Here is a 20,412-nt window from a genome sequence, read left to right as displayed (position 1 = left end):
ACAAAGGGCAAAAATGCCTCTAGCAGATAAAAATTTAAACGTCCGTTTAAATTGAGTGTTGTAATTTGTCTCATTTCGTCGCACACTGTTTGGCAACTGGTCAAATGATGGCCGTCGCTGCTGTGATAAAAAGCTAGATATCAAAGCTAAATAACAACACAGTAATTGTGATGTGGAAGTCGCTTTTAGCAAAAAGGAAGCAAGCAATGATCTACCAAAGTCCTACAATTCAAGTAGAGTTATTAGAGGATAACATTGCCAAGTTGTGTTTCGATGCACCTGGCTCAGTTAACAAATTCGATAAAGAAACTCTCTCTTCATTAGATGCTGCTCTTGAAAGCATCAAGCAAAACACTAGCATTCAAGGTTTATTACTAACATCAGGTAAGAGTACCTTTATTGTTGGTGCCGATATTACTGAATTCCTAGGTTTGTTCGAACTAGACGATGCAACACTATTAGCTTGGGTTGAACAAGCAAGTGCGGTATTTGATAAACTTGAAGACTTACCTTTCCCAACAGCTTCAGCTGTTAACGGATTTGCACTTGGTGGTGGTTGTGAAGCCATTCTTGCTACTGACTTACGTATCGCAGATACCAATGCGCGTATCGGTTTACCAGAAACCAAGTTAGGTCTTATTCCTGGTTTTGGTGGCACAGTTCGTTTACCTCGTGTAATTGGTGCAGATAACGCCCTTGAGTGGATCACCACAGGTAAAGACCAACGCCCAGAAGCTGCATTAAAAGTTGGCGCAATTGACGCTGTAGTAGCTCCTGAGAATCTAGAAGCTGCTGCATTACAAATGCTGAAAGATGCTATTGCTGAAAAACTTGATTGGCAGTCTCGCCGCGACCGTAAACTTAAACCACTTACCTTACCAAAAGTTGAAGCAATGATGTCATTTGCCACCGCTAAAGGCATGGTATTTAAAGTTGCGGGTAAACATTACCCTGCGCCAATGATGGCCGTTAGCGTCATTGAGCAAGCAGCTACACTTGACCGTGCTGAAGCACTTAAAGTTGAAAACAAAGCATTCATCAAATTAGCTAAGACTGAAGTTGCGACGTCACTGATTGGTATTTTCTTAAATGACCAATTCGTAAAAGGCAAAGCAAAGAAAGCAGGCAAACTTGCTAAGAAAGTAAACAGTGCTGCCGTATTAGGTGCAGGTATCATGGGCGGCGGTATTGCATACCAAAGCGCAAGTAAAGGCACGCCAATTGTCATGAAAGACATCGCGCAACCAGCATTAGATTTAGGCTTAGGCGAAGCTGCTAAACTGCTAACTGCACAAGTTAAACGTGGCCGCTCTACTCCGGCTAAAATGGCGGCGGTATTAAACAACATCACACCAGCTTTAGATTACGCACCAGTAAAAGATGCTGACGTTATCGTTGAAGCCGTTGTTGAGCATCCAAAAGTTAAAGCATCTGTACTTGCTGAAGTTGAGCAATACGTTGCTGATGACGCCATTATCGCGTCAAACACTTCAACCATTTCAATTAACTTACTTGCGAAGAGCATGAAGAAACCTGAGCGTTTCTGTGGCATGCATTTCTTCAACCCTGTGCATAAAATGCCTTTGGTTGAAGTTATTCGTGGCGAAGACTCATCAGAAGAAACTATTGCTTCTGTTGTCGCTTACGCAAGTAAAATGGGCAAAACTCCTATCGTTGTTAACGATTGTCCAGGCTTCTTTGTTAACCGTGTATTGTTCCCATACTTTGCTGGTTTCAGCGGCTTGTTAGCCGATGGTGCTGACTTTGCTAAAGTCGATAAAGTAATGGAGAAACAGTTCGGTTGGCCAATGGGCCCTGCATACTTACTTGACGTTGTTGGTCTAGACACAGGTCACCATGCACAAGCAGTTATGGCTGAAGGCTTCCCTGATCGCATGGGTAAAAATGGCAAAGATGCTATCGATATCATGTTTGAAAGTGAACGCTTTGGTCAGAAGAATACTAAAGGTTTCTACTCTTACTCTGTTGATCGTCGCGGTAAGCCTAAGAAAGATTTAGATCCAACCAGCTACGAATTACTTGGTAAAGAATTTGGCGAACTTAAAGAGTTTGAAACTGACGAGATTATCGCTCGTTGTATGATCCCAATGGTGATTGAAACAGTTCGTTGTTTAGAAGAAGGTATTATTGCTTCTCCTGCTGAAGGCGATATGGGCTTAGTTTATGGTATTGGGTTCCCACCATTTAGAGGCGGTGTATTCCGTTACCTAGATACTATGGGCGTCGCTAACTTTGTTGCAATGGCAGACAAATTTGCACACTTAGGCGGCTTATATCAAGTGACTGACGCAATGCGCGAGCTTGCAGCCACTAACGGCACATACTACCCAGCCTAATTAGCAGTAAAGGAATAACATCATGAAAAACGCTGTAATCGTCGACTGCATTCGTACTCCAATGGGCCGCTCTAAGGCTGGAGTATTTAGAAATGTACGTGCAGAAACCCTTTCTGCTGAATTAATGAAATCATTATTAAGCCGCAACAGTAAGCTTGATCCAAACGACATTGAAGATGTTATTTGGGGCTGTGTGCAGCAAACATTGGAGCAAGGTTTTAATATCGCACGTAATGCTGCTTTATTAGCTGGTATTCCAAAAACAGCTGGTGCTGTAACCGTTAACCGTTTATGTGGTTCATCAATGGATGCGCTACATCAAGCAACTCGTGCCATTATGACTGGCCAAGGCGATACCTTTATCGTTGGTGGTGTTGAGCATATGGGTCATGTACCAATGAACCATGGTGTAGATTTCCATCCAGGTCTTGCAAGTAATGTTGCTAAAGCCTCTGGCATGATGGGCTTAACCGCGGAAATGCTTGGTAAAATGCACGGTATTACTCGTGAACAACAAGATGCATTTGCAGTACGTTCACATCAACGTGCTCATGCAGCAACTGTTGAAGGCCGCTTTGATAACGAAATCGTACCTATTGAAGGTCACGATGCAAATGGTGCATTAATTAAAGTAACTCACGATGAAGTAATTCGTCCTGAAACATCACTAGAATCGCTGTCAGGTTTACGCCCTGCGTTTGACCCTGCCAATGGTACAGTGACTGCCGGTACATCTTCTGCTTTATCTGACGGTGCTTCGGCAATGTTAGTGATGGAAGAAGAGAAAGCTAAAGCATTAGGTCTACCAATTCGTGCTCGCATTCGTTCAATGGCTGTTGCTGGTTGTGATGCTGCAATCATGGGTTACGGTCCAGTACCAGCGACTAAGAAAGCTCTGGCTCGTGCAGGTCTAAATATCGATGATATGGACGTGATTGAATTAAACGAAGCTTTCGCAGCTCAGTCGCTTCCATGTGTTAAAGACCTTGGTCTTACTGATGTTGTTGACGAGAAAGTGAATTTAAACGGCGGAGCAATTGCATTAGGTCATCCATTAGGTTGTTCAGGTACTCGTATTTCAACGACCTTGATTAACTTGATGGAAGCTAAAGATGCGAAATATGGTCTTGCGACTATGTGTATTGGTTTAGGCCAAGGCATCGCAACGATTTTTGAGCGAGTTGAAAGCTAATAGTGATTCAATATAACGCTTAAGGTTGAAAGCCGTACTCTTCTGAGTGCGGCTTTTTTGTTACAAAGCGTCCCAACCAGATAAATGTTTCACGTGGAACATCCTGTCTTAGTTCACGAAATACTAATAAAGCTAAGTTTCAGCACTTGCAACAGGCTTTAACCAGAGTAAAATTAGCGCAATTATTGTTAGTGAGTCGTATATAGAGTTGGTATGAACGAAATATTTTCTACAGCAGAACATCATTTAGATGCACTTGGTTTACGTTGTCCAGAACCTGTGATGATGATCCGTAAAACAGTTCGTAAAATGGCTGAGGGTGAAACGTTACTTATCACAGCTGATGACCCTGCAACCACCAGAGATATTCCAAGCTTTTGTGAATTTATGGATCATACTCTTATCGCAAGCGACACTAAGCAAACACCATATAAATATATGATTAAAAAGGGACTCTGATCATGTCTACACTTAAAGCAATTGCTTACAAGACAGTTAAAAAAGGCAAAATGAATCAAGTTTTTTGTGCCAATGTAAGCCTGCTTCGTGGTGTAGAAAATGATGTTTTTGGTCGTCCCAGCAAACGACAAGTGACCGTGATGTCACTTGAACAATGGCAGCAAGCCTGCCAAGAAGTAGATGCAGACTTAGATTGGCTCACCCGCAGAGCCAATATTCTAATTGATGATTACCAGTTCAGTTCAGCTGATGTCGGTAAACATATTTCTATCGGTGAAGAAGTTAGCTTACTTATCACTGGTGAAACCGATCCATGTGCAAAAATGGAAATGGCTCATGCTGGTCTCGAAAAAGCCTTACTCCCGCATTGGCGTGGCGGCGTAACCTGTAAAGTAGTTAAAGAAGGGTTAATTCAAGTTGATGATAAGGTCAGCATTGATTAATCCTCTTGAGTTAACTCACTTAAACGAATGAACGTTTAAAGTTAAATATAAAAATAACTAATAACAAAAGCTCACCAAGCCGGTACTGGTATCGAATACAGATTTTATCTTTAAATAAGTTTTAGATAACTAAACAGCGTCATGGTTTAGTCCATTAAAATATTTTAAAATTCAACAAGCTTACCTTTTACATCACCCACAGCATCCATTCTCTATTCGCATAATCTTGCCATTGATATCTGTCATCAATTGAAACAGAAAAACAGTTTAGTTCTTGCTAAAATTATGCGATAAATATCATCAGTTTTATAACTCGCAAACAACACTCGATTGATAAAAATATAACTCTACCTATAACGATAATCATAAAATGGACTGTGCATGTTTACCTCAAAAATAAAACCACTCTACACCGCAATAGCGCTGAGTTTAGCTAGTGCATCATTAGCTGTTAACGCCGCAGAAGAAACTGAAAAATGGCAAGTTAACGCTCCAGCCAATGCACCATTAGAAAAACTTCAAATTGATGTTACCGAAGGTACTTGGATGAACGTCAGTGTTTCACCTGACGGTCAAACCATAGTGTTTGATTTACTTGGTGACATTTATCAAATGCCAATAAGTGGTGGCGAAGCTAAAAAACTAGCATCAGGCATTGCTTGGCAAATGCAGCCAGTATATAGCCCAGATGGTAAATCAATTGCTTTTACCTCTGATGAAGACGGTGGCGATAATATTTGGGTTATGGATGCCGATGGTAGCAATCCTCGCCCAGTGACTACCGAGACGTTCCGCTTATTGAACAGCCCTGCTTGGAGCCCAGACTCGCAATATTTGGTCGCCCGTAAACACTTTACAGCCAGCCGCAGTTTAGGCGCTGGTGAAGTATGGATGTATCATGTTGCAGGTGGTGAAGGCGTTAAACTAACTGAAAGACCTAATGATCAGAAAGATTTAGGTGAACCAGCTTACTCACCAGATGGTCGTTATATTTACTTCAGCCAAGATGCTACACCAGGTAAAACATTTCACTATTCAAAGGATTCTGTAAAAGGGATTTATAAAATTAAACGCTACGATACCCAAACAGGTGATATCGAAGTGTTAATTCAAGGCACTGGCGGTGCAATTCGTCCAACACCTAGTCCAGATGGAACTAAGCTTGCTTATATTAAGCGTGATGGTTTCCAATCAACGTTATATTTACTCGACTTAAAGTCTGGTGAACACATCAAACTTTACGACAACCTTGATCGTGATATGCAAGAAACATGGGCGATTCATGGTGTGTACCCTACCATGTCTTGGACACAAGATAACGAAGAAATCGTATTTTGGGCCAAAGGTAAAATCAATAAATTAAATGTTGAAGACAAAGAAGTAGAGAATATTCCTTTCTCAGTTAAAACAGAATTAGATGTTCAACCATCCGTTCGTTTTACTCAAAATCTTGATCAAGATGAATTTGATGTAAAAATGCTGCGTATGGCACAAGTATCCCCTAACGGTGAGAAAGTGGTATTTGAAGCATTAGGTAAACTTTGGATCCGTGATATTGAAGACGGTAAACAAAAACGTCTAACTCGACTTGATGATGATATTAACGAACTTTTCCCACAATGGTCACGTGATGGTAAAAATATTGTCTTTACGACTTGGAATGACCAAGACCAAGGAACTGTTAGTATCGTTAGCGCCAAAGGTGGTCGCAGTAAAGAACTAACCAAAGAGCCTGGTAAATATGTAGAACCGACCTTTTCGCCTGATGGCAAAGTTGTTGTGTACCGTAAAGCTAAAGGCGGTTACATGACACCGCGAACTTGGTCACAAGAACCAGGTTTATATAAAGTTGACCTCAAGAAAAAGAACAACATAAAAATTACCGCGAATGGGTATCAACCACAATTTGGTGCAGATAACTCACGCGTATACTTTATGGATCACGGTGAAACTCCTGAACTATCTTCAATTAGCTTAGATGGTTTCGAAAAGCGTACCCATTATACTAGCGAGCATGCTACAGAATTTAGAGTGTCACCAAATGGCGAACACTTAGCATTCTCTGAACGTTTCCGCGTTTACGTTACGCCATTCGCTAAACATGGTGAAACTGTACGTATTAGCCCGAAAGCGACTAACCTTCCTGTCACTCAACTTAGCACGCGCGCAGGTGAAAGCATAAGTTGGAACAACAAGAGTAACGAGCTTTACTGGACTCTAGGCCCTGACTTATACCAAGCAGCTGTTGATACTCAATATGCAAAAGCTGATGATGAAGCAAAACCGACTGTCACAGCGATTGGCTTTAAAGAAAAAGCAGATGTTCCACGTGGAACAGTCGCTTTTGTTGGCGGTAAAGTCATCACTATGGAAAATGATCAAGTCATTGAAAATGGTGTAGTCATAGTTACTGACAATAAGATTGTTAGTGTTGGTGATGCTAGCGTAAGCATCCCGAAAGGTGCACAGGTAATCGATATTAAAGGTAAAACTTTGATGCCTGGTTTATTCGATGCCCACGCTCATGGTGGTCAAGCTGACGATGAAATCATACCTCAACAAAACTGGCAGCTTTATTCTGGTTTATCACTTGGTGTTACTGCGATTCATGATCCATCAAATGATACCACTGAGATATTTGCAGCATCTGAGCAGCAAAAGGCAGGTAATATTGTCGGTCCACGTATATTCTCAACGGGTACCATTCTATATGGTGCAAATGCTCCAGGTTATACGTCTCATGTCGATTCGTTAGATGATGCAAAATTCCATTTAGAGCGCTTGAAAAAAGTCGGTGCTTTTAGTGTGAAGAGTTATAACCAACCGCGTCGTAACCAACGTCAACAAGTGATTCAGGCTGCACGTGAATTAGAGATGATGGTTGTGCCTGAAGGCGGAAGTTTACTTCAGCACAATTTATCAATGATTGCCGATGGTCATACAACGATTGAACATTCGCTTCCAGCAGGCTCAATCTACAGTGACATCAAACAATTCTGGAGTCAGACAGAAGTGGCTTACACCCCGACTCTAGTTGTTGCTTATGGCGGGATTTCAGGCGAGCACTACTGGTATGACAAAACTGATGTTTGGGCTCACCCACGTTTAAGTATGTACGTACCAAGCGATATTCTTAATGCTCGCTCAATGCGTAGAACCAAAGCACCAGATGCCCATTACAATCACTTTAATGTTGCTCGCGTAGCCAATGAGTTGAATGAAATTGGTATTCATCCAAATATTGGTGCTCATGGTCAGCGTGAAGGTTTAGCTGCTCACTGGGAAATGTGGATGTTCGCTCAAGGCGGTATGAGCAATATGGACGTGCTTAAAACTGCGACCATTAACCCGGCCAAAACATTCGGAATGGATCATCAAATAGGTTCGATTAAAGCAGGTAAACTGGCGGATATTATCGTTATTGATGGAGACCCTTTAGCTGATATTCGCGTCACAGACAGAGTGACGTACACCATGGCGAACGGTAAGTTATATAATGCCGAAACCATGAACCAGTTAAATGGCGAAGAAATTCAACGTAAACCATTTTTCTTCGAATCAGCTAAATAACTAATCTTGTTTGTTTAGTATAAAAAAGGGATGTTCCACGTGGAACATCCCTTTTTATTTGCAAACTTAAACAGATAAATATTACTTTCCGTAGCGAAAACAGTCTGTTGTATGATCGTTAACCATACCGACAGCTTGCATAAACGCATAACAAATTGTTGGACCAACAAAATTAAAACCCTGTTTTTTAAGCGCTTTTGACATTGCCTCTGACTCGGGAGTTTGCGCTGGTACTTCTGACATTGAACTGAAATGATTCAATTTAGGTTTACCGCCAACAAATTCCCACAGAAATGTTGAAAAGTCATTCCCGGATTCGACGAAAGCTAAATAGGCTTTAGCATTTCGAATAATTGAATTCACCTTTAAACGGTTTCTAACAATCCCAGGATTTAATAATAGTTCTTCAACTTTAGCGTCATCGAATGTAGCAATAACCTTAGGGTCAAAATTGGCAAACAAAGCTTGATAGTTATGCTGCTTTTTTAAAATAGTAATCCAAGACAATCCAGCTTGTTGACCATCAAGGCAAAGCTTCTCAAAAAGTACAATGGGATCATAAACTGGCCTTCCCCAAATTTTATCGTGATAATCGATATATAGCGGGTCATCACTCAACCAAGCACAGCGTTTCAGATCCATTCCTATTGCCCTTTCAAATTTTTAATCTCTACGTTAAAAAATAACCTACATCTGTATTAATCTACAAGGTATAATCAAAACCATTTTCTATTTTCAGCCTCAACCAGTAGATAAGCGGACATGACGACGAAACACGACGTAAAGACATTCCAGGGCTTCATTATGACCCTGCAGGAATACTGGGCGCAGCAAGGTTGCGCAATCGTTCAACCATTGGACATGGAAGTGGGTGCAGGTACATTCCACCCAATGACATTCTTACGTTCATTAGGCCCAGAGCCAATGAGCAGTGCTTATGTACAACCGTGTCGCCGACCTACTGATGGCCGTTACGGTGAAAACCCTAACCGTCTTCAGCATTACTACCAATTCCAAGTAGTTCTAAAGCCTTCTCCAAGTAATATTCAAGAGCTTTATCTTGGTTCATTAGAAGCCTTAGGCGTAGATATGGGCGTACATGATGTACGTTTCGTTGAAGACAACTGGGAATCGCCAACACTAGGTGCTTGGGGTTTAGGTTGGGAAGTCTGGTTAAACGGTATGGAAGTATCGCAGTTCACTTACTTCCAGCAAGTTGGTGGCTTAGAGTGTAAACCAGTAACAGGTGAAATCACCTATGGTTTAGAACGTCTAGCAATGTACATCCAAGAAGTTGATAGTGTTTATGATCTTGTTTGGACTGACGGCCCTATGGGTAAAGTCATGTACGGTGACATCTTCCATCAAAATGAAGTTGAACAATCAACTTATAACTTTGAACATGCTGATGTTGAAGTCATGTTCAAGCAATTTGAAGATTGTGAGAAAGCCTGCCAGAAATTATTAGCACTTGAAAAGCCTTTGCCATTACCTGCATACGAGCAAGTAATGAAAGCCTCTCATGCATTTAACTTACTTGATGCTCGCCATGCTATTTCAGTTACGGAGCGCCAACGCTATATCTTGCGTGTTCGTACTATGGCTAAAGGTGTTGCAGAATCTTATTACCAAGCACGCGAAGCGCTTGGTTTCCCAATGTGTAAGTAGAGGTAAAATATGAACGTTGAAAACTTACTCATTGAAGTGGGTACTGAAGAGTTACCACCAAAAGCATTACGTAAACTGGCTGAATCTTTTTTAGCCAACTTTACCGAAGAGCTGACCAAAGCAGAATTGGCATTTGCTGATGCCACTTGGTATGCCGCACCTCGCCGCTTAGCGATTAGCATTCAGCAATTAGCTGTTGCTCAAGCTGACAAAGTAGTAGAAAAACGTGGCCCTGCTGTTGCTCAGGCATTTGACGCTGAAGGTAACCCTACGAAAGCCGCTATGGGCTGGGCTCGTGGTAATGGTATTACCGTTGAACAAGCTGACCGCCTTAAAACAGATAAAGGTGAATGGTTATTACACCAAGCCAAAGTGGTTGGTGTAGAAACCAAGTCTTTAATTGCTGCTATGGCGCAAAAGTCATTAGATAAATTACCGATTCCTAAGCCAATGCGCTGGGGTAGTAATACCACTCAATTTATCCGCCCTGTTCATACTGTCACCATGCTATTAGGTGATGAACTCGTTGCCGGTGAATTATTAGGTATTGAATCAGCCCGTACTATACGTGGTCACCGTTTCATGGGTGTTGATACCTTTGAACTAGATCATGCAGACAACTACTTAACTGAACTTGAAACTCAGGGCAAAGTATTAGCTGATTACCAACGCCGTAAAGACATCATTAAAGAAAATGCTGAAATTGCTGCCAAAGACATTGGCGGTGTTGCTGAACTTGAAGATGAGTTACTTGAAGAAGTCACCGCATTAGTTGAATGGCCTGTTGTGTTAACAGCAAGCTTTGAAGAAAAGTTCTTAGATGTTCCTGCTGAAGCTTTGGTTTACACCATGAAAGGCGATCAGAAATACTTCCCAGTATTTGATAAAGCAGGTCAGTTATTACCGAACTTTATCTTCGTGACTAACATTGAATCAAAAGATCCTCAGCAAATTATTTCGGGCAACGAAAAAGTGGTTCGCCCTCGCCTTGCCGATGCTGAGTTCTTCTTTGAAACAGATAAGAAAGAGTCATTAGAAACACGTTTAGCCAGCTTAGAGTCTGTTGTTTTCCAAAAACAATTAGGCACGATTAAAGCTCGCGTAGAGCGTATTTCTGCAATGGCTGGCTACATTGCCACCAACATAGGTGCAAACAGTGAAGAAGCTGCTCGTGCAGGTTTACTGTCTAAATCAGACCTCATGACCAATATGGTGATGGAGTTTACTGATCTTCAAGGCACCATGGGCATGCATTACGCACGCTTAGACGGTGAAACTGAAGCCGTTGCAGTTGCATTAGCTGAGCAATACAAGCCTAAGTTCTCTGGTGATACCGTACCTACAGCGCCAATTTCAATCTGTGTCGCACTGGCTGAAAAGTTAGATACCTTAGTGGGTATTTTTGGTATTGGCCAAGCACCAAAAGGCGCAGCCGATCCATTCGCGCTTCGCCGTGCTGCTATTGGTATTTTACGTCTTTGTTTAGAGAACAACTTACCGTTAGATTTAGTTGATTTAATTGCTAAAGCAAAAGAATTACACGGTGAAAACCTGACTAACGACAGTGTTTCTGAGCAAGTACTTGAGTTCTTTATGGGCCGCTTCCGCGCTTGGTATCAAGATCAAGGTGTCGGTGTTGACGTCATCTTAGCTGTATTAGCTCGCAAACCAACTGCACCTGCAGACTTTGAAAGCCGCATTAAAGCCGTTGCTCACTTTAGAACACTAGAGCAAGCCTCTGCACTTGCAGCTGCTAATAAGCGTGTATCTAACATCTTGGCTAAAGTTGAAGGTGAAATCCCTTCAGCTATTGATTCAGGGCTTTTAGTTGAAAGTGCTGAAAAGGCATTAGCGGAGAAGTTAGCTGAGTTACAACCACAACTTGCACCTTTATTTGCTGATGCTAACTATCAAGAAGCATTAGCATTATTAGCAAGCCTTCGAGAAAGTGTTGATACTTTCTTCGAAGATGTAATGGTAATGGCTGATGATGAAGCATTAAAGAATAATCGCTTAGCACTACTTAATAGCCTACGTGAGCAGTTCTTACATGCCGCTGACATTTCACTACTTCAGTAACTTTCACGACTTCAGTAACAGTTCTAACTGATATTGATGAGTCAGTAAGCTTTAATAAAAACGCGCCCTAAGGCGCGTTTTTTTATGCAATTTTTGAATACTAGTTAACGTTACTGATTAAAAAGTTATTAGCTTTTTGTGCAGTATTTCGAAAGTTTCATCATCAATACCCACTTGGGCTAGCAATTGACTCTGAGCTTCTGAGGTTAGTTTATCTACTTGTTTTAGCATCGAGCATTCACTAATAATATTGGCCCGCCACACAGCTAACGCCATTGGATCTGTTGGACGATGATGAGTGTTTGCAAGTTGTGCTAAAGCTTGTTCGAACTGAGTAGATAACTCCCAATGCTTCACTAACAATGCGCTCAATACTAAAGACTTTGTTGTCATGACTTGTTTAAACAAAACCGAACTCGGTTGCTCACCAGGTTCAGCTAGACGAAATGCTTCAATCATCATTTTAAAAATCGCAATTTTGCCAACATCATGCAATAGTCCCAAGAAAAAGGCAGTATCACTATCTTGCTCTGAAAGCTCATTTGCCAGAAAAGCCACCTGCATTGAATGACGCCAAATTTCAGCACCAAAACGCCTAAAATAAATCGGCTTAACATTGATCATTTCTTTCATCAAACTAGTGCGAACAAACAGTTGTAACTGCTTAAGTCCAATTTGCACTACCGCTTGCTGCAAACTAGTAATATCTTTATCTGAGCGTTTGAATGCACTTGAGTTACAGAGCTTTAAAACTTCAATACTTAGTAATGGATCTTGTTCAATCAGCCCCAATAGCGCTTTGGTATCCGCATCATCCTGAGCCAGCTTTCTATCTAATTCAGATAAACGGCTGGGCAACTTTAATACTTTGTCGGCAATTTGCTGTGGTGAGCTGAAAGCTTGTTCAATTTTTGCTAACACATTGCGCTCTAAATTATTCGCCATTGCACCAGTATCTTGGTCGCTTACTGGAAATAATAGACTATAAAACAGCGCTGAAGAGTCAACCGTAATAGCCAACGAAGCTGCTTTGTTTGGTACATTGCTGACAGTGGATGTTTGCGCATTTACCGGCGAGGCTTTAACCGTTTTACTCTTAGATAAAACATTGTGCTGCGGGTTCAATGCTTTCGCTTCGCTGACTTCTTGATTGCTGCGCACATTGAACATCTTATTAAACAGTTTCTTGAACATGGGAAATACCTATACTACAGGTAGTAAATTGATGTATATGATTTTTATAAAGCTGAAACAAAAATGGGCACCTAAACTTAGGCACCCACTTTAATTGACTAACTCGTTTTAAGATTACACATCTAAGTTAGCTACGTTTAACGCGTTGGTTTCAATGAAGTCACGACGTGGCTCTACTTGGTCGCCCATCAATGTCGTGAATAATTGGTCAGCGCCTACAGCATCTTCAATAGTTACACGTAACATACGACGAGTTTCAGGATCCATTGTCGTTTCCCACAACTGCTCAGGGTTCATCTCACCCAATCCTTTATAACGTTGTATGTATAAACCACGTTTTGCTTCGCTCATGGTCCAGTCAAGGGCTTCAATAAAGGTCTCAACTTCTTTCATACGCTCGCCACGTTTGATGTAACCGCCTTCTTCAATCATACCGTCTAACGCTTTACCTAACTTGGCAATCAGCGAGTAGTCGTTTGACTGGAAGAAGTCATAACTGAACAGATAGTTAGTATCAATACCGTGCTTACGAATCGTTAAGCTAGGTAAGTAAGCTTTACGCTCAGGATCTAACATTGGCTCAATACTATAGATAACACCGTCAGACTCAAGTTCGATTAAGTCAGCGACGAATGCATCACACCACTGCTTCATTTGACCTTCATCAGACAACATATCATTAGTGATACCAGGGTGATGGATCATACGGTTAGTAATCGACTCAGGGTAACGCTTAGCTAAACGCTCAATAATCGCTTCAACTTCACGGTACTGAGCCACTAAACGCTCTAATGGTTCACCTGACATACCTGGTGCACCCGCAGTCGGGTAAATATGTGTGCCATCTAACGCTTGAGTAGTTAAGTACTCAGTTAATGCTGGCTCATCTTTTAGGTACTGCTCTTGCTTACCTTTTTTCACTTTGAATAAAGGAGGTTGTGCAATATAGATAAAGCCACGCTCAATCAGCTCAGGCATTTGACGGAAGAAGAAGGTCAATAGCAGCGTACGAATGTGCGAGCCATCGACGTCGGCATCGGTCATGATAATGATGTTATGGTAACGAGTTTTCTCTGGGTCGTAATCGTCACGACCGATACCACAACCAAGTGCAGTAATTAGCGTTGCCACTTCTTGCGAAGATAACATTTTATCAAAACGTGCTTTTTCAACGTTTAAGATTTTACCTTTAAGCGGAAGAATTGCTTGGTTTTTACGGTTACGCCCCTGCTTGGCTGATCCGCCAGCAGAGTCCCCTTCCACTATGTATATTTCAGAAAGACCAGGGTCTTTCTCTTGGCAATCTGCAAGTTTACCTGGCAAACCACCTAAATCTAATGCGCCTTTACGACGAGTCATTTCGCGGGCTTTACGCGCCGCTTCACGGGCACGTGCTGCATCAACAATTTTGCCAACAATTAATTTAGCATCAACTGGGTTTTCTAATAGGTAATCATTTAACTGCTCACCCATTGTTTGTTCAACCGCGCCTTTCACTTCACTAGAAACCAGTTTGTCTTTGGTTTGTGAACTGAACTTAGGATCGGGTACTTTAACCGAAATAACAGCAGTTAAGCCTTCACGAGCGTCATCACCCGTCGCGCTAGTTTTGCCTTTTTTATTGAAGCCTTCACGCTCCATGTAGTTATTTAAGTTACGTGTAAGTGCACCACGGAAACCCGCTAAGTGAGTACCACCATCACGCTGTGGAATATTGTTGGTGAAACAGAAAATACTTTCCTGGTAACCATCATTCCACTGCATTGCTACTTCAACAGTAATGCCATCTTCACGCTCGTGGGTGAAATGGAATACATCTTTGTTGATAGGAGTTTTATTACGGTTTAGGTAATCAACGAATGCGCTAATACCACCATCGTATTTAAAGAATTCGTCACGCTCGTCACGTTCATCGACTAAGCGGATACCCACACCTGAGTTCAAGAATGATAATTCACGCACACGCTTGGCAAGAATATCAAAATGGAACAAGGTATCTGAGAAGGTTTCAGCACTTGGCCAAAAACGGATATGAGTACCGGTTTTATCAGTATCGCCCACTGGCGCAATTGGCGCATTAGGTACACCCATAGTGTAAAACTGCTCATAAATATGGCCATCACGACGAATGATCATTTGCAGTTTTTCAGACAGTGCGTTTACTACAGAAACACCTACACCGTGAAGTCCACCTGATACTTTGTATGAGTTATCATCGAACTTACCACCAGCATGAAGTACGGTCATAATAACTTCTGCAGCTGATACCCCTTCCTCTTCATGGATAGCAACTGGAACACCACGACCATCATCGGTAACAGACACTGAGCCGTCAGCATGAATGGTAATAGTAATGTCATTACAGTGACCTGCTAAGGCTTCATCGATAGAGTTATCGACCACTTCGAATACCATGTGATGAAGACCTGTACCATCGTCTGTATCGCCGATGTACATCCCTGGTCTCTTACGAACTGCATCAAGGCCTTTTAAAACCTTAATACTCGAAGAATCATAACTATTCTCTGACATATTTCTCTCTCGTTTTTATTCAACTACCGTGACTTGCCCATGTTCCACATGAAACATTTTACTTGGCGGGCTTGCCAGCGAATCGACTATTGCAACAGGATCAATCGCTGTGACAAAAATTTGTGCACCGGTTTCGGTTAACTGTTTTAGCAATAGTTGCCTATGTTGTGCATCCAACTCAGATGGAAGATCATCCACAAGGTAAATACTATGCTTGTTTTGTTGTTCTTGAAGCAATTTGCCTTGTGCAATACGCAATGCACAAACCAATAATTTTAACTGTCCTCGGGATAATGCATCCTGCACAGGGAGGTTGCCAACACGTAATCGTAAATCCGCTTTATGTGGTCCACTGCCTGTATTTCCCGATGATAAATCTCTGTGATATTGAGTTTCGAGTAACTCGGCAAAATCCGTTTTGCTATCCCAGCCACGAGTAAAGGAAACTTTAATATCAACTCGTGGTAAAAACTCTTCGATTATACCCTTAAGTAGCTCATTTAACGAGTCTACATATTGATTTCGTATCGAAGTAACTTGTTCAGCATACCGCACCAATTCCTTATCCCAAAATTGAATTGTGGCATAAGAAGAACCATCTCTAAGGAGTTGATTTCTTTGCTTTAAAATTCTTCTAGTATTCACCCATGCTTGGTAAAAATTAACGTCAGCATGAAAAGCCCCCCAATCAATAAATTGTCGGCGTGCTTTTGGGCCTTCAAATAGTAAAGAAAAACTTTCTGGCGTGATAACTTGAATAGGTAAGGTTTCCGCTAAAACAGATAAACGCTTCACTTTATCGCTATTTAATTTAACGTCAATGTCACCATTTCGAAAGCGTCGTAGACCTAATTTGGCTTCACCCGATTCCATTTCCAGCTGTGCAAACAAGGTTAAACTCTCTTGTTCAACATTAATCACTCTTTGGGATAAATGACTTCGAAAAGAACGCCCCATTCCCAAAAAGTATATCGCCTCTAAAATGCTGGTCTTTCCACTGCCATTTTCACCATAAATTAGGTTTAAACCTGGCTCAGGTTGTAATGATGCCGAAAGGATATTTCGAAACTGGGCAATATTAAGACGGGTTAAGCTCATGAGTGGTAATTTCTCAAACCTATCAGCAAAGAGGTAAAACTAAAGAAGGTGCTCTAATGTAGCACCTTCTTAGGATAAAATCGTCGCTGTAACTGCAGAAGTTACAGTAAGTCGACTATTTCAAATATGTTCTATAAGCGCATAGGCATCACGACATACATTGAATCTTCTTCTGCATGGTTTTCTATCAATGCACTCGAATTTCCGTCAATCAGCGTGATTCTGACGTCATCACTGGCTAAGTTATTTAATACATCTAGCAAATAACTCACATTGAAACCAATTTCTAAATTCTCAGAATTGTATTCAACGTCGATAATTTCTTCCGCTTCTTCTTGCTCAGGGTTATTGGCAGTAATGCGTAATAAACCGGGTTCAAGCTGAATACGAACACCACGGAACTTCTCATTCGATAGAATAGAAGCACGGGTTAACGCTTGTTTTAAGTGATTGCGGCTCGCCACAACAATCTTATTACCACCTTTAGGTAATACGCGGCGATAATCAGGGAAACGACCATCAACAAGCTTACTGGTAAATACGGCATTATCCGTTGTCGCACGAATAGCGCTATCACCAATAGCAATATTAATCTCTTTGTCTTCGCTTTCTAATAAGCGCGACATTTCAACCACACCTTTACGCGGTACGATGACTTGTTTTTCAGGTAATTCGATACCAATATCGCGATGACTCAGTGCTAAACGATGTCCATCGGTGGCAATTGCTTTTAATGAAGTCCCCGATGTTTCAAATAACAAACCATTAAGGTAATAACGTACATCTTGGTTTGCCATTGAAAATTGGGTTGAATCAATAATCGACTTAAGCGTGCCTTGCTTTAGGCTGAACTCTATCTCAGCTTGAAAAGCTTCAACATTGGGGTAGTCAGACGACGGTAATGTCGCTAACGAAAAACGGCTACGACCAGAGCGCAATAACCATTTGTTTTCTTGTTGTTCAATTTTGATTTCGACTTGTTCAGGAAGGGACTTGACGATATCTAAAAGTTTTTTAGCTGGAACAGTCGTACTGCCCACTTCAATTTCACCTTGTATAGGCGCTTGCCCTACAAGTTCTACTTCTAAATCCGTACCTGTTAGCTTAAGTGAGGACTCACTAACTTCCACAAGTAGATTTGATAAAATAGGTAAGTTATGACGTCTTTCTACTGCGCCACACACTAATTGAAGTGGTTTTAATAGGGCATCCCTATCAATTGAAAATTTCATTCGTCTCAATTTCCTGATATTAAGAAGATAATGTACGTATCAAGTTAGCATAATCTTCTTTAATGTCATGACTTTCTTCACGCAATTGAGCAATTTTTCTGCATGCGTGTAGTACGGTAGTATGATCACGACCGCCAAAGGCGTCCCCAATTTCAGGTAAGCTTTGGTTTGTCAGTTCTTTTGATAATGCCATTGCGACTTGACGAGGCCTCGCAACACTACGAGAACGACGCTTAGATAGCATATCTGCCATTTTGATTTTGTAGTATTCAGCAACGGTCTTTTGAATATTATCAATCGTCACTAATTTCTCTTGTAGCGCTAATAAATCACGTAATGCTTCGCGGACAAAATCAATTGTAATCGGTCTGCCGGTAAAGTTAGCATTAGCAATAACTCGGTTTAATGCACCTTCTAATTCACGCACATTTGAGCGTAAGCGCTTAGCAATAAAGAACGCCACTTCATCAGGAAGGTTAATACCGCTCTCTTGAGCTTTACGCATTAAGATCGCCACACGGGTTTCAAGTTCAGGAGGCTCAATCGCAACCGTAAGACCCCAACCAAAACGAGATTTTAAACGATCTTCAACACCGTCAATTTCTTTCGGGTATTTATCCGATGTCAGGATGATCTGATGATTACCTTCTAATAGCGCATTAAAGGTATGGAAGAACTCTTCTTGAGAACGATCTTTATTGGCAAAGAATTGAATGTCATCAATAAAAAGCGCATCAACACTGCGATAATAACGTTTGAAATCTTCAATCGCATTATTTTGAAGTGCTTTAACCATGTCCTGAACGAAACGTTCAGAGTGCATGTAAACCACTTTAGCATTGGGATTATTCTTAATAATTCCATTGCCCACAGCATGAAGTAAATGGGTTTTACCTAAACCGGTGCCGCCATATAAAAATAATGGGTTGTAAGCACCGCCAGGATTTTCTGCCACTTGAAGCGCAGCAGCTTTACCTAATTGGTTTGATTTACCTTCAACGAAATTATCAAACTGATAAGTCGGATTGATGTTACTGCGATGGTTCGCATGCTCAATCGGCTCAGCTTGCGTATTAAATGCAGTACTGACACGTTGCTTAGTTTGCGTACTTTGCGTCGGTCTTACTTCTGCTTTTACAGGTGCAGGTTTTTTTACTGCTGACGGACGGCTACCAATATCAAAGCGCAGTTTAGGGGCATTTCCACCTAACTGTTCTGTAAAAAATTGATTAATGATATTGATATACTTATCTCGAACCCAATCGAGTACAAAACGATTAGGTGCATAAAGTACCAAAGTATCGCCATCCATTTCAGCTTGTAGCGGACGGATCCACATACTGAATTGCTGCGCAGAAAGTTCGTCTTGCAGCCTGCCGATACATTGTTGCCAAAGTGAAACCGCCACTTAATATTCCTTAATATCGTTTGTTGAAGGAGGGGTATTCTATCGTTAGATCTCAATGATCGCTATCGATAATAAAATATTTATCCCCAGCCGGATCATTGTATGTGGATATCTGTGATCTTTAAAGATCAAAAACGATCCAATTAATCGTATTTGTTCGTAGATCCTGCTTTATTAACCGATCACTCTTGATCTATAATAGCCGCGCTTTGATCTAGTTAAACAGCCTTTGATCCACAACATGTAGTGTTGATTCACAGAGTTATCCACATCCTGTGGTACATATTTGCAGTTTAACGGAAAAGTAATTAGGTAAAAATTGTGCATATAGCTACTTTCCTTGTTGACGGTAGTGATTAAAGTGATTACAATTCGGCCTCTTTTTTGCCCTTACCTCTTATTTTAAGAATGTAAGGTTTATTAACTACTAAATATACGGATTGCCAAAATGAGTAAACGTACTTTTCAACCAAGCAACCTGAAGCGTAAGCGTTCTCACGGCTTCCGCGCACGTATGGCCACTGTAGGCGGCCGTAAAGTGATTGCACGTCGTCGTGCAAAAGGTCGCGCTCGTTTATCTGCTTAATCGGTAGATATTCATAGTGACTAGCTATGCTTTTACGCGGGAGTTACGTCTGTTAACTCCCGCGCAATTTAAAGCTGTATTTTCAAATCCCATCAAAGCATCTTCTGCTGAAATAACTCTGCTCGCGATACCCAATTCAGAACAACATCCTCGTATTGGATTAACAGTTGCTAAACGTTTTGTTAAAAATGCCAGTGACCGTAATCGTATTAAGCGAATAATCAGAACAAATTTCCGTTTAAGTCAGCATGACATACCAAACCTTGATATTGTTGTCTTGGTTCGAAATGGCGTGGTCGATATGGAAAATGCAGAACTACATAAATTAACAGAGAAGTTATGGCGCAAACTCAGTCGCCGTTACAATGGCTAGCCACCAAGGCTATTCGTGGTTATCAACTTCTTATCAGCCCCATGCTGGGACCTCGCTGTAGATTCAACCCAACGTGCTCTTATTATGCGATTGAAGCAATAAAAACGCATGGAACTGCGAAAGGTTGTTGGCTTGCAGCGAAACGCATACTAAAATGTCACCCTTTACATCCCGGCGGAAGTGATCCCGTCCCCCCTAAAAACGACAGGTGTAACAAATAG

The 20,412-nt window shown here is 41.3% G+C and carries 16 protein-coding genes; 10 read left to right on the top strand and 6 right to left on the bottom strand.

The features are described 5' to 3' along the window. Positions 1-206: 206 nt before the first annotated feature. The 5 genes from fadB (at position 207) to L2735_RS14725 (ending at position 8,021) form a co-directional block, all read left to right on the top strand. On the top strand, positions 207-2,357 hold the full coding sequence (gene fadB, locus L2735_RS14745; RefSeq protein ID WP_248985442.1) for a fatty acid oxidation complex subunit alpha FadB: 2,151 nt from the start codon (positions 207-209) through the stop codon (positions 2,355-2,357). A 22-nt stretch (positions 2,358-2,379) separates the two neighbouring features. After that, positions 2,380-3,549, top strand: coding sequence for an acetyl-CoA C-acyltransferase FadA (gene fadA, locus L2735_RS14740; protein ID WP_248985441.1), 1,170 nt, complete (start codon positions 2,380-2,382; stop codon positions 3,547-3,549). 213 nt (positions 3,550-3,762) lie between these two features. Then, entirely contained in the window at positions 3,763-4,008 is a 246-nt protein-coding gene (gene tusA, locus L2735_RS14735) for a sulfurtransferase TusA (RefSeq protein ID WP_248985440.1), read from the top strand. A 2-nt stretch (positions 4,009-4,010) separates the two neighbouring features. Beyond that, entirely contained in the window at positions 4,011-4,451 is a 441-nt protein-coding gene (locus tag L2735_RS14730; protein ID WP_248985439.1) for an MOSC domain-containing protein, read from the top strand. Between the two features lie 381 nt (positions 4,452-4,832). After that, entirely contained in the window at positions 4,833-8,021 is a 3,189-nt protein-coding gene (locus L2735_RS14725; protein ID WP_248985438.1) for an amidohydrolase family protein, read from the top strand. A gap of 81 nt (positions 8,022-8,102) precedes the next feature. Here the strand turns inward: L2735_RS14725 and L2735_RS14720 are convergent, their stop codons facing one another. After that, on the bottom strand, positions 8,103-8,663 hold the full coding sequence (locus L2735_RS14720) for a DNA-3-methyladenine glycosylase I (protein ID WP_248985437.1): 561 nt from the start codon (positions 8,661-8,663) through the stop codon (positions 8,103-8,105). A gap of 120 nt (positions 8,664-8,783) precedes the next feature. Between L2735_RS14720 and glyQ the strand changes: the two genes are divergently transcribed. Together glyQ and glyS are read left to right on the top strand one after the other, a co-directional pair. Then, positions 8,784-9,689 carry a glycine--tRNA ligase subunit alpha gene (gene glyQ, locus L2735_RS14715; protein WP_248985436.1) on the top strand — a complete coding sequence of 302 codons (906 nt, stop codon included), beginning with the start codon at positions 8,784-8,786 and terminating at the stop codon, positions 9,687-9,689. Positions 9,690-9,698: 9 nt separating this feature from the next. Further along, the gene (gene glyS, locus L2735_RS14710; protein WP_248985435.1) at positions 9,699-11,768 is read left to right on the top strand and encodes a glycine--tRNA ligase subunit beta; all 2,070 of its coding nucleotides are present in this window, start codon (positions 9,699-9,701) and stop codon (positions 11,766-11,768) included. Between the two features lie 117 nt (positions 11,769-11,885). On the opposite strand, the gene L2735_RS14705 is transcribed toward glyS, so the two are convergent. The 5 genes from L2735_RS14705 to dnaA all read right to left on the bottom strand — a co-directional run bounded on the left by L2735_RS14705 (position 11,886) and on the right by dnaA (position 19,232). Further along, the gene (locus L2735_RS14705; protein ID WP_248985434.1) at positions 11,886-12,962 is read right to left on the bottom strand and encodes an HDOD domain-containing protein; all 1,077 of its coding nucleotides are present in this window, start codon (positions 12,960-12,962) and stop codon (positions 11,886-11,888) included. Positions 12,963-13,076: 114 nt separating this feature from the next. Then, complete coding sequence (gyrB, locus tag L2735_RS14700; RefSeq protein ID WP_248985433.1) at positions 13,077-15,494, bottom strand: DNA topoisomerase (ATP-hydrolyzing) subunit B; 2,418 nt, start codon at positions 15,492-15,494, stop codon at positions 13,077-13,079. A 15-nt stretch (positions 15,495-15,509) separates the two neighbouring features. Beyond that, positions 15,510-16,592: a DNA replication/repair protein RecF gene (gene recF, locus L2735_RS14695; protein WP_248985432.1), complete on the bottom strand. Its 1,083-nt coding sequence runs from the start codon at positions 16,590-16,592 to the stop codon at positions 15,510-15,512. 131 nt (positions 16,593-16,723) lie between these two features. Next, on the bottom strand, positions 16,724-17,824 hold the full coding sequence (dnaN, locus tag L2735_RS14690) for a DNA polymerase III subunit beta (protein WP_248985431.1): 1,101 nt from the start codon (positions 17,822-17,824) through the stop codon (positions 16,724-16,726). Between the two features lie 19 nt (positions 17,825-17,843). After that, positions 17,844-19,232 (bottom strand): chromosomal replication initiator protein DnaA, encoded by a 1,389-nt coding sequence (dnaA, locus tag L2735_RS14685; RefSeq protein WP_248985430.1) that lies wholly within the window; start codon positions 19,230-19,232, stop codon positions 17,844-17,846. Positions 19,233-19,680: 448 nt separating this feature from the next. On the opposite strand from dnaA, the gene rpmH reads away from it, so the two are divergent. Genes rpmH through yidD form a run of 3 tightly spaced genes read left to right on the top strand, consistent with a single transcriptional unit; the run spans position 19,681 to position 20,412 of the window. Next, entirely contained in the window at positions 19,681-19,818 is a 138-nt protein-coding gene (gene rpmH / locus L2735_RS14680) for a 50S ribosomal protein L34 (protein WP_011867659.1), read from the top strand. A 16-nt stretch (positions 19,819-19,834) separates the two neighbouring features. Beyond that, positions 19,835-20,191, top strand: coding sequence for a ribonuclease P protein component (gene rnpA / locus L2735_RS14675; RefSeq protein WP_248985429.1), 357 nt, complete (start codon positions 19,835-19,837; stop codon positions 20,189-20,191). Next, positions 20,158-20,412 carry a membrane protein insertion efficiency factor YidD gene (gene yidD / locus L2735_RS14670; protein WP_248985428.1) on the top strand — a complete coding sequence of 85 codons (255 nt, stop codon included), beginning with the start codon at positions 20,158-20,160 and terminating at the stop codon, positions 20,410-20,412. The genes rnpA and yidD overlap by 34 nt, the downstream gene beginning before the upstream one ends.

Origin of the sequence: Shewanella olleyana (assembly GCF_023283825.1) — a bacterium.
Classification (GTDB): domain Bacteria; phylum Pseudomonadota; class Gammaproteobacteria; order Enterobacterales; family Shewanellaceae; genus Shewanella; species Shewanella olleyana.
Note: the sequence above shows the minus strand (reverse complement) of the source record. Positions and strands in the feature narration are given on the sequence as shown.